Below are 13,890 nucleotides of genomic sequence, written 5' to 3' on the forward strand. Positions count from 1 at the left end.
AGCCACGGCCGCCCGTCGGGCCCGACCCGGTCGTTTTCGAGCACGGCGAGCGCGTGCGCGGGGTGGCCCGGCCGCCCCGCCGCGGGGCGGGCGGCCGGCGCGGTCGTGCCGGGCCACCCGCTGCCGTTGATGGGGTTCGGCGGCAGCGGCCGCGAGGACGTCACGCACCGGATCCATCCCGACAACAAGGCGATGGCCGAAGCCGCGGTCGCCGTCTTCGATCTCGACATCGCCGGCATCGACCTGCGCATGCCGGACATCGCGCGGTCCTGGCGCGAGGTCGGGGCCGGCATCTGCGAGGTCAATCCGCAGCCCAACCTCGCGGTCCATTACGGCTTCCCGTCGCCGGTCGACCCGGCCGGCATCCTCCTCGACCGCACCTACCCGCCGGCCGACCGCGGCCGCATGCGCCACGTCCTGCTGGTCGGAGAGGGCGATCTCGAGGCGCACGCCGCGGCCGCGGCGGCGACCCTGCGCCGGCGGTTCGGCTGGCGCGTGGGAACGGCGACCAGGTCCGGCGTCGACCTCGACGGCTGGCGACCCGGGCAGCGCGTCGGCAACCTGCCGGAGGCCTACGGGCAGATCGTCGAGGACCGCGAGATGGACGCCGCGGTCTATGCGGCGCCGCCCGAGGCGATCGCGGCGAGCGGCATCGGCACCCGGCGCCTCGACATCGCCATGGCCGCGGTCGATCGACCCTCCGGCGCCTGGCGCATGGTGGAGGCGACGGTCCGCGCGGCCGGCACCGAGTTGCGCCGCCTGCCGCCCGATCCCGAAGCCGCCGGCCGGCGCATCGCCGCCCTGCTCGAACGGCAGACCACCGAAGCGTGAACGCCGGCGCGGGATGCGGGTCGCGATGCGGCTGGGCAACCCCTCGGCGAATTGTTACAGATTCGAGACGGCGAAACGACGATCGGACCGGGGATGCCGACCACGGCCGGTCGCTGCCCGACGGGGGAGACGAGGACGATGAAGACGATCCGGGCCGGCCTGCTAGGCCTGCCGCTGCTGGCGCTGGCCGGGCCGGCCATGGCCCAGGGCCAGCTCAACCTCTACTGCTCGGTCCAGGTCGAGTGGTGCCAGGCGATCGCGACCAATTTCGAGAAGGACACCGGCGTCAAGGTGGCGATGACGCAGAAGGGCTCCGGCGAGACCTTCGCGCAGATCCGGGCCGAGGCGCAGAACCCGAAGGCCGACGTCTGGTTCGGCGGCACCGGCGACCCGCACATGGCGGCGGCCGAGGAGAAGCTGACGCTCGTCTACGAGAGCGCCAACCTCAAGGAGCTCCACCCCTGGGCACGCCAGCAGTGGGAGCAGTCGGGCAAGCGTGCCGTCGGCGTCTATGCCGGCGCCCTCGGCTTCGGCTTCAATCGCGAACTGCTGGCGAAGAAGGGCCAGCCGGCCCCGGCCTGCTGGGCCGACCTGGTGAAGCCCGGACTCAAGGGCGAGATCCAGATGGCCAACCCGAACTCCTCCGGTACCGCCTACGTCATGATCGCGACGATCGTCCAGCTCATGGGCGAGGACCAGGCGTTCGCCTACATGAAGGCCCTGCACCCGAACATCAACGCCTACACCCGCTCCGGCACGGCGCCGATCAAGGCGGTGGCGCGGGGCGAGACGGCGGTATCGATCAGCTTCGTCCACGACGCGGTGGTCGAGGCCAATGCCGGGTTCCCGGCCGACTATGCGACGCCGTGCGAGGGCACGGGCTTCGAGATCGGCTCGATGTCGATCATCGCCGGCGCCCGCAACCTGCCGAACGCCCGCAAATTCTACGACTGGGCGCTGACGGCGCCGGCGCAGCGCCTCGGCTACGACGCCGGCAAGCAGCTCCAGACGCCGGCGAACCGGGCCGCGCCGCTGCCGCCCAAGGCCCCGGATCTCTCCAAGATGAAGCTCATCGAGTACGACTTCGCCAAGTACGGCAGGGCGGCCGAGCGCAAGCGGCTGATCGAGCGGTGGGACCGCGAGATCGGCAGCCTGCCGCGCGGCTGATGCGCGCCCTCGCCGCCGCCGGGTCGGCGTTGGCCGGGCTCGCGCTCGGGCTCGGGCTCGCCGTGATCGCGGCCGCGCCGGCGGCGGCGCGGGACCAGCTCAACCTCTACTGCTCCGGCCCCGTCGAATGGTGCCAGGAGATGGCGACGGGGTTCCAGGCGACGACCGGCATCGCCGTCGCGATGACCCAGAAGAGCACCGGCGAGGTCCTGGCCCAGATGCGCGCGGAGGCCGCCAACCCGCGCGGCGACGTGTGGTGGACGGGCCAGGCCGACGCCCATCTCGTCGCCGCCGAGCAGGGCCTGACCGACCCCCACCGCCCGGCCGCCCTCGACGACCTCGAGCCCTGGGCCCGCGACCTGTGGACGGCGTCGGGCGGCCGCGCCGTCGGCATGGCCGGGCTCGTCGTCGGCATCGGCTACAACACGGAACTGCTGGCCAAGAAGAACCTGCCGGCGCCGGCCTGCTGGGCCGACCTGCTGAAGCCCGCCTATCGCGGCGAGATCCAGATGTCGAACCCGCACTCGTCGGGCACGGCCTACACGATCCTCAGCATCCTGGTGCAGCTCCACGGCGAGGACGGGGCCTTCCGCTTCCTTCGCGACATGCACGCCAACGTCAACAGCTACCCGCGGTCCGGCATCGCGCCGACGCGGGCGGTGGCGCGCGGCGAGACCGCGCTGTCGCTCGGCTTCGTGCAGGGTTTCGCGGCCGAGAAGCGGGCCGGCTTCCCGGTCGAGACGGCGGCCCCCTGCGAAGGCACGACGCTGGCGATCGACGCCATGTCGATCATCAAGGGCGCGCGCAACCGCGACGCGGCGCGCCGTTTCTACGACTGGGCGCTGACGCCCGAGGCGCAGGCCCTGACCGCCAAGGCCGGGCACCTGCACCTGCCGGCCAACCGCAAGGCGCCGCCGCCGCCGGGCAGCCCGGATCTGTCGCAGGCGAAGCTGGTGAGCCAGGATCTCGCCCGCTTCGGCCGTTCGGCCGAGCGCAGCCGCCTGCTCGCCCGCTGGGACGAGGAAATCGGACGGCTGCCGCGATGACCTGCGGCGGACCGCGACGACGGTGAAGGCGCCGCCGGCCGCGACCTGGTGGTGGGTGGCGCTGGTCGGCGCGGCCCTCCTGCCGTGGCACATGCAGCAGGACGGGATCGGCTGGAGCGCCCTCCTGGCGCTCGTCCAGGAAGATCCCGAAGCGGCATCGGCCGCCGCCCAGGCGGCCCGGCACGGGCGCTTCTGGTTCTGGCCGGTGCTGGCGGCGCTTGTGGTCGGCGCTCCCGCCGCCCTGGTGCCGCGCCTCGACCGCGAGCGGCGCGGCCTGATCCTGCTGGCGGCCGGCGTCCTCGGCATGGCGGCGATCGCGACCCAGGGCTTCGCGGTCGGCATCCGCGGCTGGACCCAGCCCTGGCTGGCGGCGCTGTTCGGCGAGATCGAGGACCGCCAGTTCGGCATCGGCGTCGGCGGCGCCGTCGCGGCGGTCGGCTTCCTCTTCCAGGCGAGCGACGGCCTGGCGCTGCGCGGCGCCTTCAAGGGCGACCGCTTCACCGCCGGCGCGGTGGCACTGCTCGCCGGCGCCATCCTCGTCTTCACCGCCTGGCCGATGGCGACCATCCTCTCCCAGGCCTTCGGCGGCACCGCCGACGCCGGCCCGCTCGCCGCCTTCGCCGACCGGGTGGCCGACCGCAAGGTCTGGGGCCTCGCCTGCATCGCCTCGGGACAATCCTGCGGCGTCGCCTGGAACACGCTGGCGCTCGGCTTCTCGACGGCGACGGCGGCGACGGCGCTCGGCCTCGCCTTCGCGCTGATCGCGACCCGCACGGACTTCCGGGCGCGGCGGGCGATGCGCCTGCTGACGGTGCTGCCGATCATCACCCCGCCCTTCGTCATCGGGCTCGGCCTGATCCTGATCTTCGGCCGGTCCGGCGTCGTCAACCAGCTGGTCGAGGCTCTGACCGGCGCCCAGCTCGGCCGCTGGATCTATGGCGCCCAGGGCGTGTGGCTGGCCCAGGTCTTCTCCTTCACGCCCACCGCCTTCCTCGTCCTGATCGGCGTCGTCGAGGGCATCTCCCCCGCCATGGAGGAGGCGTCGCGGACGCTCCGGGCGAGCCCGATGCGCACGTTCCACACCGTGTCGCTGCCGCTGATGCGACCCGGCCTCGCCAACGCCTGGCTCGTCGTCTTCGTCGAGAGCCTCGCCGACTTCGGCAATCCGATCGTGCTCGGCGGCTCCTTTGGCGTGCTCTCGACCGAGATCTTCTTCGCCGTCGTCGGCGCCCAGGCCGATTTCGGCCGCGCCGCGATGCTGGCGCTGGTCCTGCTCGCCTTCGCGCTGGCCGCCTTCTTCCTGCAGCGCGCCGTGCTCGGGCGCCGCTCCTACGTCTCGCTCTCGGGCAAGGGCGATTCCGGGCTGCCGACGCCGCTGCCGCGCCCGGTCGCCGTCGCCGCCTTCGCCATCGCCGTGCCGTGGGCGATCCTGACCGTGATCGTCTACGCGATGGCGCTGGCCGGCGCCTTCGTGAAGGTCTGGGGCCGCGACTGGACGCCGACGCTGGACCATTTCGTCCGCGCCTTCTCGGTCACGACCGGCCCCGACGGCGGCCTGATCCTCTCGGGCCTCGCCTGGAACTCGCTCGGGACCACGGTGACGCTGGCGGCGATCGCCGCCCCGATCACCGCGGCGCTCGGCATGCTGGCGGCCTGGGTGCTCTCCCGCCAGCGCTTCGCCGGCCGCTTCGCGCTCGAGTTCGCCCTGATGCTGACCTTCGCCGTGCCGGGCACGGTGATCGGCGTCGCCTACATCCTCACCTACAACGTGCCGCCGCTCGAGATCACCGGCACCGCCATCATCCTCGTCGCCTGCTTCGTCTTCCGGAACATGCCGGTCGGCGTGCGCTCGGGCATGGCGGCGATGAGCCAGCTCGACCGCAGCCTCGACGAGGCCTCGGCGACGCTCGGCGCCTCCACCTTCCGCACCCTGCGCCGGGTGGTGATGCCGCTGCTGAAGCCGGCGATCCTGACGGCGCTCGTCTATTCCTTCGTGCGGGCGATGACGACGGTGAGCGCGGTGATCTTCCTCGTCTCCGCCCGGCACGAGATGGCGACCGTCTTCATCATCAACCGCGTCATCAACGGCGACTACGGCATCTCGATCGCCTACAGCGCCGCCCTCATCCTGCTGATGGTGGTGGCCATCGGCATCATCCAGCTCCTGGTCGGCCGCCGCCGGCTGGGCCGCAGGCAGGCGGGCGTCCCCGCCGCCGTTCCGGTGGGAGGACGCGCGTGACGGGCAGGGGCAAGAGCGGCGCCGAGGTGCGCCTGGACGGGATCGGCAAGCGCTACGGTCAGGTGGCGGCGGTGAAGCCGCTCGACCTCGTCATCCAGGGTGGCACCCTGGTGACGCTGCTCGGCCCGTCGGGCTGCGGCAAGACCACGCTGCTCCGCATGATCGCCGGCCTGGAGACGCCGAGCGAGGGCACCATCCGCATCGCCGGGCGCGACGTCACGCGGCTGTCGGCGGGCGAGCGCGACGTCAGCCTGGTCTTCCAGTCCTACGCCCTCTTTCCGCACATGACCGTGGCGGAGAACGTCGCCTACGGCCTCGTCTCGTCCGGCATGGGCCGGCGGGCGGCGGCGGAGCGCGCCGACGCCGCGCTCGTCTCCGTCGGCCTGGAAGGGCTCGGCCAGCGCCTGCCGTCGGAACTCTCGGGCGGGCAGCAGCAGCGCGTCGCGGTCGCCCGCGCGCTGGTGCTGGAGCCGGCCGTGCTGCTGTTCGACGAACCGCTCTCCAACCTCGACGCGCGCCTGCGCCGGCGCATGCGCGACGACATCCGCGAGTTGCAGCAGCGGCTCGGCGTCACCGTCGTCTACGTCACCCACGACCAGAGCGAGGCGCTGGCCGTCTCCGACCGCATCGTCGTCATGCGCAACGCCGAGATCGCGCAGACCGGCACCCCGGTCGAGCTCTACGAACTGCCCGCCGACATCTTCGTCGCCGGCTTCATGGGCGAGGCCAACATCCTGCCGGCACGGATCGCCGCCATCGACGGCGCCTCGGCCCGGGTCGAGATCGGGCCGCTGACCGTCCAGATGCCGCATCGCGACCTCGCCGTCGGCCCGGCGTCGGTCGCCGTCCGGCCGGAGGCGGTGCGGATCGGCCCGCCGGGGAGCGGCCTGCCGGCGACGGTGCGCCGTGCCGCCTACATGGGGGCGGTCATGGAATACACCCTCGACAGCGCGGTCGGGCCGGTCTTCGCCGTCAGCCACGACGTCGACGGGGCGCTCCCGGCCGGGGCCGCCGCCGGCTTGACGCTGGCCCGTCGCGGCGTCGTCCTGGTACGGTCGTGAAGCGAGGCAGCCGAAAGGAAGCACCGGTGCGATTGGGCCTTCTCCGCGGCGTCGCCGCCTGGACCGTCCTGGCCGCGACCTGCGCCGCGGCGATCCTGGTCACATCGCCGCCGGCCGCGGCCCAGCGCCTGCGCGTCGGCGTCGCCGTCGAGCACAGCGCCCTCGACCCGCACTTCCACTCGACCCTGCCCAACGCCCAGGTCGCCCGCCACGTCTTCGACCCGCTGGTCGCCCAGGACGCCGGCCAGCGCCTGACCCCGGGCCTCGCGCTCTCCTGGACCATGGCCGAGCCGACGCGCTGGGTGCTGAAGCTCCGCCCGGACGTCCGCTTCCACGACGGGCGGCCGTTCGAGGCCGAGGACGCGGTGGCCTCGCTGCGGCGGGCCGTCTCGGTCGAGGGCAGCCCGGGCGGCTACGGCACCTACCTCCGGGCGATCGAATCGAGCCGCGCGGTCGATGCCACGACCCTGGAAATCCGGACCCGCGCCCCCGCCCCCACCCTGCCCTGGGACCTGACCGCCATCGGCATGGTGCAGCGCACCGCGATCGCCGCGAAGCCCGACGCCTTCAACTCCGGCGCGGCGGCGATCGGGACGGGACCGTTCCGCGTCGTCTCCTGGCGCAAGGGCGAGGGACTGGAACTCGCGCGCAACAGTGCCTGGTGGGGCGGTGCCGTGCCGTGGGAGCAGGTCTCGATCCGGCCGGTGCCGAAGGAGGCGGCGCGGGTGGCGGCGCTGCTCGCCGGGGATCTCGACCTCGTCGAGGCGGTGCCGACGACCGCGCTGGCCGACCTGCGCCGCCGCCCCGACGTGCGCCTGGCCGAGGCGGTGACGAGCCGCGTCCTCTTCCTGGCGCTCGACAGCCGGCGCGACCCGACGCCCTTCGTCACCGCCGCCGACGGCACGCCGCTCTCGCCGAACCCGTTGCGCGATCCGCGCGTGCGCCGCGCGATCTCGCTGGCGATCGACCGCCCGGCCCTGGTCGCCCAGGTCATGGAAGGCGCCGCGGTGCCCGCGGCGCAGCTGCTGCCGGCCTCCTATCCCGGCACCAGCCAGACGCTCGAGCCCGATCGCCACGACCCGCAGGCGGCGCGCCGGCTGCTCGCGGAGGCGGGCGTGCCGGCGGGCTTCGGGATCGTCCTGCACGGCCCCAACGGCCGCTACGTCAACGACGACCGGATCACCGTCGCGATCGCCGGCATGCTGCAGCGCGTCGGCATCCGCGCGCAGGTGGCGAGCCTGCCCGGCAACGTCTTCAAGTCGCGCGCCGCCAAGCAGGAATTCAGCCTCTTCCTCGACGGCTGGTCGACCGAGACCGGGGACTCGGCGCTGGCGCTGCGCGGCCTGCTGGCCACGCCGGACCCCGTCCGCGGCTGGGGCGGCTACAACCGCTCGGGCTACTCGAACCCCGCGTTCGACCGTGCGCTCGCCGCGGCGCTCGCCATCGGCGACGACGCGGCCCGCAGCCGGGCCCTCGGCGAGGCGACCGAGATCGCGATGAAGGACGCGGCCATGCTGCCGCTCTATTTCCAGCGGGCGGTCTGGGCGAGCCGGCCGGGCATCCGGTACGAGGCGCGCGCCGACGAGATGACGCTGGCGGTCGCCGCACGCCCGGCGACGCCCTGACGCCATGGCGACGGGCCGCCGCCCCCCGCCCATCCTGCGCGGGGCCAACTGGTTCGCCGACGGCGATGCCCTGCTGTGGCCGGTTCGCGGCGAGCCGCCGACGCCCGCCGCCTGGGACGCGGCGGTCGCCGGCCTCGACCGTATCCTGCCGCCGGGCCTGCCGGCGGGTGGGCTGCCGGCACCGCAGGACCGGGCCGAGGCGACGGAGTTCCTGGCCGCCGCGATCTGCCGCTGGGCCGGACTGCGCCCGGTGCCCATCGCCAGGTCGACGCTCGCAGCGGAGCGGCGGAACGTCGCCGCGCTGTGGCCGGGCTTCCCGCCGCTGACGCGGCATGCATTCGAGCTGGCCGAGGCGCTGCTCGCGCCCGACGGGACGCGGCCGGACCGGGACGCGGACCGCCGCGCGGCCCTCCAGGCGATCCGCCGGGACAGCGACGGCTGGCTGCGATCCTCGCGGCGATACCTCTGCGCGGCGGCGGCACGGCGCGGTCTGCCGTTCCTGATGCGCACGCCCGGCGGCGGCGTCTCGCAGATCGGCGAGGGCCGCCATCTCCAGCTCTTCGACGCCACCGCGACCGATCGCACGCCCTGGCCCAGGGTGCAGGTGGCGGGCAACAAGCGCCTGGGCAACGCCATCCTGCGCCAGGCCGGCATCCCGGTCGCCCGCCAGCGGGCGGTCCCGGACCTCGCCGCCGCCCGCCGGGCACTGGACGAGCTCGGGCTGCCGCTCGTCGTCAAGCCCGAGGACGGGCGCCGCCAGGCCGGGGTCGGCTTCGTGTTCCGGGCGGAGGACCTGGAGGCGGTGTGGACGGCGAGCCGGGAGGTCAGCCCGGACCTCCTGGCCGAGAGCTACATTCCCGGCGTCGAGCACCGCGTCCTCGTCGCCGACGGCCGGATCGTCCATGCCGTCGCCGGCGAGCCGGCATCGGTCGTGGGCGACGGCCGGACGACGGTCGCCCGGCTCATCGCCGCGGTCAATGCCGGGCGCGACCGCGGCGCGCGCGAGGACGGCTTCCGCCTGTCGCCGATCCCGACCGACGCCCTCGCCCGGCGCCATCTCGCGAGCCAGGGCCTGTCGCCCGACGACGTGCCGGCGGCCGGCCGGCGGGTCGAGGTCCATCCGCTGCCGATGCTGCGCTTCGGCGCCGGCTGGAAGACCGACGTCACCGACCGCATCCACCCCGAGACCGCGCGGATGGTGCTGCGCGCCGTCGCCGTGCTCGGGCTCGACATCGCCGGCGTCGACCTGCGCACGCCCGACATCGGCCGCTCCTGGAAGGAGGTCGGCGCCGGCCTCTGCGAGGTCAACCCGCAGCCCAGCCTGACCGTCCACTACAATTTCGCCGAACCGCCCGATCCGGGGGTCGCCGACCGTTTGCTCGAGATGCGCTTCCCGCCGGGCCGGCCGTTCCGGATGACCCATGTCGCGGTCCTCGCCGAGGACGGCGGCTGGTCCGCCGCCGAGCACATCGCCGCCCGCCTCCGCCGGGACCGCGGATGGCGGGTCGCGATCGCCGCCGCCGGCCGCGTCGAGCTCGACGGCTGGGATGTTCCAGATCCCGGCCAGCGCCCCTTCGAGCGCTATGCCGCCGTCGCCACCGATCCGACGCTGGATGCCACGGTCCACGTCCTGGACCCGGACGAGATCGAGCGCTTCGGCCTCGGCACCCGCCATATCGACCACGCCCATGTGACAGCCCTGCGCCTGCCGCCGCTCCAGGCCGCCCGGGTGCGGCAGGTCCTGGAGACGGCGGGCGCCGCCATCCACCGGCTGGGGGATCCCGTCAGGGCGTGAAGTCCGCACCGAGGTGGAAGAGGCAGTCGCCGCGCTCGGTGCGGCCGGGCACGCGCTTGCAGAGCACCAGGCCGGGAGCGGCGAAGCGCGCCAGCGTCGGCTCCCGCCAGGGCGTGTCCTGGAAATGGATGAGGCCGGCGGGATCGCCCGCCGCGACCTCCTGCCCGAGCTCGACCAGCGGCTCGAAGAGGCCGCCGTCGGGCGCATAGACGTAGTGCGCGCCCATCTCGACCTTCAGCAGCCGGGTCGGCGGATCGGCCGGCGGCGGCGCCTCGCCGGTGAGCGCGCCGATGTGGTGCAGGACGCGCCGCAGCCCCTCCTCGGCGACCCGGAGCGCCGCCGGCGTCACCTGCCCGCCGCCGCCGAGTTCCGAGCTCAGATGCATGACGCCCTGGCGGGCCGCCGCCGCAGTCAGGGTGCGGTCCTCGGTGCCGGTGGCGCTGCCGACATAGGAGCAGGGCGCGCCGAACACCCGCAGCAGTTCGAGGGTGCGCCGCTGCCGCTCGGGGTCGGTGCTCAGCCGCGCGAGGCCGCTCGGCACGTACATCAGCGAACTGCCGCCGGAATGCAGGTCGATGACGTAGTCGCACTGCGGCAGCATGACGTGCTCGATCCAGTGGGCGATCTGCTGCGTCACCGTGCCGTCGGGGTCGCCGGGGAACATCCGGTTGAGATTGCCGTCGTCGATCGGCGAGGTCCGCATCCCGGCGAAGGCGGCCGGGAAGTTGGCCGCCGTCAGGAAGACGATGCGGCCGCGCACCTGTGCCGGCTCGATGGCGCGCAGGAGCTTCATCAGCGCGACCTGGCCCTCGTACTCGTCGCCATGGTTGCCGGCCATCAGCAGCACCCGCGGGCCGTCGCCGTTCTTCACCGAGGCGATCGGGATCGGCAGCCAGCCGTAGGCCGAGCGGTGGACGGAGTGCGGCAGGCGCAGGAAGCCGGTGTGCTTGCCCTCGCGTCCGAAATCGACCTCGGAGGAGAGACGGCTGGGGCGGGTCATGGCAGGTCCTCGGGCGGCGGGTGCTGGCGGGATCAGGCGGTGGCGAGATGGCAGGCGACCTGGTGCCCGTCGCCCAGCGCGCGCAGGGGCGGCACCTCGACGCGGCAGCGCTCGACGGCGAGCGGGCAGCGGGTATGGAAATGGCAGCCGGGGGGCGGCGCCGCCGGGCTCGGGATCTCGCCCGCGAGCGCGACCGGCGCCTTGCGGGCGAAGGGATCCGGCACCGGCACGGCGGCGAGCAGCGCCTGGGTATAGGGGTGGCGCGGCTGGGCGTAGAGCCGCCGCTTCGGCGCCGTCTCGACGATCCGGCCGAGATACATGACCGCGACCCGGTCGGCGACGTGCTTCACGACCCCGAGGTCGTGGGCGATGAAGAGATAGGCCAGCCCGAAATCGCGCTGCAGGTCTTCCAGCAGGTTGATGATCTGCGCCTGGATCGAGACGTCGAGCGCGGAGACCGGCTCGTCGCAGACGATGAGCCGCGGCCGCAACGCCAGCGCCCGGGCGATCCCGAGCCGCTGCCGCTGCCCGCCCGAGAATTCGTGCGGATAGCGCAGCGCGTGCGCCTGCGGCAGCCCGACCAGCTCCAGCAGTTCCATGACCCGGGCCCGGCGCGCGCGGCGGTCGCCGACGCCGTGGATCACCAGCGGCTCTTCCAGGAGCTGGGCCACGGTCATGCGCGGGTCGAGCGAGCCGTAGGGGTCCTGGAAGATGATCTGCATCTCCCGCCGGTGCGGGCGCAGCGCCTCGGCATCGAGGCCGGTGAGGTCGCGGCCGGCGAAGCGGATGGTGCCGGCCGACGGCTCGATCAGCCGCAGCACCATGCGGCCGGTCGTGGTCTTGCCGCAGCCCGATTCGCCGACGAGCGCCAGCGTCTCGCCCTCGGCGACCTGGAAGTCGACGCCGTCGACCGCCTTGATGGCGCCGACCTGGCGCCGGCGCAGCACCCCGCGGGTGATCGGGAAATGCTTCTTCAGGCCCGCGACTTCGAGCAGCGGTCCGCTCACGGTCCGCCTCCGATCGCCGCCCCCGGCTGGGCGAAGCAGGCGGCGCGGTGGCCGGGCTCGGACTCGACCGCGGGCGGGATGCGCTCGCGGCACACCGGCATCGCCTGCGGGCAGCGCGGATGGAAGCGGCAGCCGGGCGGCATCTCGGCCAGCGTCGGCACCATGCCGGGGATGCTGGGCAGCCGCTCGCGCTCGTGGTCGAGGGAGGGGATGCTCTCCAGCAGGAGCCGCGTGTAGGGGTGGCTCGGCCGGCCGAAGACCTGCTCGACCGTGCCCTCCTCGGCGACCCGGCCGCCATACATCACCATCACCCGGTCGACCATCTGGGCAACGACGCCGAGGTCGTGGGTGATGAGGATGACGGCCATCCCCATCTCGCGCTGGAGTTCCCGCAGGAGCGCCAGGATCTGGGCCTGGATGGTGACGTCGAGCGCGGTCGTCGGCTCGTCGGCGATCAGGAGCGACGGCCGGCAGGCGAGTGCCGCGGCGATCATCACCCGCTGCCGCATGCCGCCAGAAAGCTCGTGCGGATACTGCCGCATCCGCCGCGGCGCGTCGGCGATGCCGACCCGCTGCAGCAGGGCCAGCGCCCTGGCCGACGCCTCCGCCCGGCCCAGCCCCTCGTGGACGCGGAGCGCCTCGGCCACCTGCTCGCCGACGGTGAAGACCGGGTTGAGGGCACTCATCGGCTCCTGGAAGATCATGCCGATGCGGGCCCCGCGGATGTGCTCCATCTCCGCTTCCGACGCCTGCACGAGATCCTTGCCCTCGAAGCGGACGCGGCCGCCGGCGATGCGCCCGGGCGGGCTCGGCACCAGGCGCAGCAGGGCGAGGGCGGTCAGGCTCTTGCCCGAGCCGGATTCGCCGACGATGCCGAAGGTCTCGCCGGCGCCGACATGGAAGCCGACGCCGTCGACCGCGACCTGCTCGGAGGGGCCGCGGCCGAAGACGACGCGCAGATCCTCCACCCTCAGCAGGGGGTCAGTCATGCTGCACCCGGAGGCGGGGATCGAGGACGTCGCGCAGCCCGTCGCCGAGGATGTTGAGGCCGAGCGCCGTCAGCATCACCGCGATCCCGGGAAAGAGCGCCAGCAGCGGCGCCTCGCGCAGGTAGTCCTTGCCCTCGGCGATCATGTTGCCCCAGGTCGGCGTCGGCGGCGGCGGGCCGACGCCGAGGAAGCTCAGGATCGATTCCGCCAGCACCGCATAGGCGAAGATGAAGGTGAGCTGGACGATGAGCGGCGCCAGGCTGTTCGGCAGGACGTGGCGCAGGATGATCCAGCGGTGGCGCGCCCCGAAGGCGAGCGCCGCCTGGACATATTCCATCTCGCGCACGACCAGCACCGTCGAGCGCACGATGCGGGCGGTGCGCGGCGTGTAGACGACGGCGAGCGCGATCACCGCATTGACCGCGGACGGACCCAGCGCGGCGGCGATGGCGATCGCCAGCAGGATCGCCGGAAAGGCCATCAGCGCATCCATGACCCGCATCAGCGGCTCGTCGAGGCGGCGGAAATAGCCGGCGAGGAGGCCGATCGCGGTGCCGGCGATCCCGGTCACGACGACGACGGCGAAGCCGATCGCCAGCGACAGGCGGGCGCCGTGGACGAGCCGGCTCCACAGGTCGCGGCCGAAATTGTCGGTGCCGAGGGGGAACTGCCAGCTCGGCCCCTTGAAGCGGAAGCGGTAGTGCATGCGCTCGGGCGCGGCGACCTCGAGGAGGTCGGCGAAGACGGCCAGCACCAGCATCAGCCCGAAGAGGACGGCCCCGGTGACGAACAGCCGATGGCGCAGCAGCCGGCGCCAGAGCGCGCGGCCGGCCGCCGGCCGCGCCGGCGCTGCGGCCGCCTCAGCGGCGGTCATAGGTCACGCGCGGGTCGAGGACGGCGTAGAGGAGGTCGACCACGAGGTTGAGCAGCACCAGGGTCGCCGCCGTCACCAGCAGGCCGCCCTGGATGACGGGATAGTCGCGGCTGAAGATCGCGGTCGCCAGCAGCCGGCCCATGCCGGGGATGGAATAGACGGTCTCGATCACCACCGAGCCCGAGAGCAGCAGGCCGAAGGAGATGCCGATGACGGTGACGACCGGGATCATGACGTTCTTCAGCGCGTGCTTGCC

At 73.7% G+C, this 13,890-nt stretch carries 12 protein-coding genes; 7 read left to right on the top strand and 5 right to left on the bottom strand.

The features are described 5' to 3' along the window. The first annotated feature begins 192 nt into the window (after window positions 1-192). The 7 genes from ACE3Q3_RS14140 (at window position 193) to ACE3Q3_RS14170 (ending at window position 9,764) form a co-directional block, all read left to right on the top strand. Window positions 193-831 (top strand): hypothetical protein, encoded by a 639-nt coding sequence (locus tag ACE3Q3_RS14140; RefSeq protein WP_374447073.1) that lies wholly within the window; start codon window positions 193-195, stop codon window positions 829-831. A 138-nt stretch (window positions 832-969) separates the two neighbouring features. Further along, on the top strand, window positions 970-1,998 hold the full coding sequence (locus ACE3Q3_RS14145) for an ABC transporter substrate-binding protein (protein ID WP_374447074.1): 1,029 nt from the start codon (window positions 970-972) through the stop codon (window positions 1,996-1,998). Further along, complete coding sequence (locus ACE3Q3_RS14150; protein ID WP_374447075.1) at window positions 1,998-3,044, top strand: ABC transporter substrate-binding protein; 1,047 nt, start codon at window positions 1,998-2,000, stop codon at window positions 3,042-3,044. The genes ACE3Q3_RS14145 and ACE3Q3_RS14150 overlap by 1 nt, the downstream gene beginning before the upstream one ends. A gap of 22 nt (window positions 3,045-3,066) precedes the next feature. After that, window positions 3,067-5,283: an ABC transporter permease gene (locus tag ACE3Q3_RS14155; protein WP_374447076.1), complete on the top strand. Its 2,217-nt coding sequence runs from the start codon at window positions 3,067-3,069 to the stop codon at window positions 5,281-5,283. After that, window positions 5,280-6,344 carry an ABC transporter ATP-binding protein gene (locus tag ACE3Q3_RS14160; RefSeq protein WP_374447078.1) on the top strand — a complete coding sequence of 355 codons (1,065 nt, stop codon included), beginning with the start codon at window positions 5,280-5,282 and terminating at the stop codon, window positions 6,342-6,344. The genes ACE3Q3_RS14155 and ACE3Q3_RS14160 overlap by 4 nt, the downstream gene beginning before the upstream one ends. 32 nt (window positions 6,345-6,376) lie before the next feature. Next, window positions 6,377-7,969: an ABC transporter substrate-binding protein gene (locus ACE3Q3_RS14165; protein WP_374447079.1), complete on the top strand. Its 1,593-nt coding sequence runs from the start codon at window positions 6,377-6,379 to the stop codon at window positions 7,967-7,969. A 4-nt stretch (window positions 7,970-7,973) separates the two neighbouring features. Further along, on the top strand, window positions 7,974-9,764 hold the full coding sequence (locus ACE3Q3_RS14170) for a hypothetical protein (protein ID WP_374447081.1): 1,791 nt from the start codon (window positions 7,974-7,976) through the stop codon (window positions 9,762-9,764). On the opposite strand, the gene ACE3Q3_RS14175 is transcribed toward ACE3Q3_RS14170, so the two are convergent. From ACE3Q3_RS14175 to ACE3Q3_RS14195, 5 genes are all read right to left on the bottom strand, one after another. Beyond that, window positions 9,754-10,764 carry a succinylglutamate desuccinylase/aspartoacylase family protein gene (locus tag ACE3Q3_RS14175; RefSeq protein ID WP_374447082.1) on the bottom strand — a complete coding sequence of 337 codons (1,011 nt, stop codon included), beginning with the start codon at window positions 10,762-10,764 and terminating at the stop codon, window positions 9,754-9,756. The genes ACE3Q3_RS14170 and ACE3Q3_RS14175 overlap by 11 nt on opposite strands. A 32-nt stretch (window positions 10,765-10,796) precedes the next feature. Next, a complete protein-coding gene (locus tag ACE3Q3_RS14180; protein ID WP_374447084.1) occupies window positions 10,797-11,771 on the bottom strand; it encodes an ABC transporter ATP-binding protein in 975 nt (324 codons plus the stop codon). Further along, window positions 11,768-12,760, bottom strand: coding sequence for an ABC transporter ATP-binding protein (locus ACE3Q3_RS14185; RefSeq protein WP_374447085.1), 993 nt, complete (start codon window positions 12,758-12,760; stop codon window positions 11,768-11,770). The genes ACE3Q3_RS14180 and ACE3Q3_RS14185 overlap by 4 nt, the downstream gene beginning before the upstream one ends. Beyond that, window positions 12,753-13,634: an ABC transporter permease gene (locus ACE3Q3_RS14190; RefSeq protein ID WP_374447086.1), complete on the bottom strand. Its 882-nt coding sequence runs from the start codon at window positions 13,632-13,634 to the stop codon at window positions 12,753-12,755. The genes ACE3Q3_RS14185 and ACE3Q3_RS14190 overlap by 8 nt, the downstream gene beginning before the upstream one ends. Continuing rightward, a partial coding sequence (locus tag ACE3Q3_RS14195; protein ID WP_374447087.1) for an ABC transporter permease subunit occupies window positions 13,621-13,890 on the bottom strand: 270 nt, incomplete at its 5' end. The genes ACE3Q3_RS14190 and ACE3Q3_RS14195, both read right to left, overlap by 14 nt.

The sequence above is a fragment of the Allostella sp. genome (genome assembly GCF_041913585.1).
Taxonomy (GTDB): Bacteria; Pseudomonadota; Alphaproteobacteria; order ATCC43930; family Allostellaceae; genus Allostella.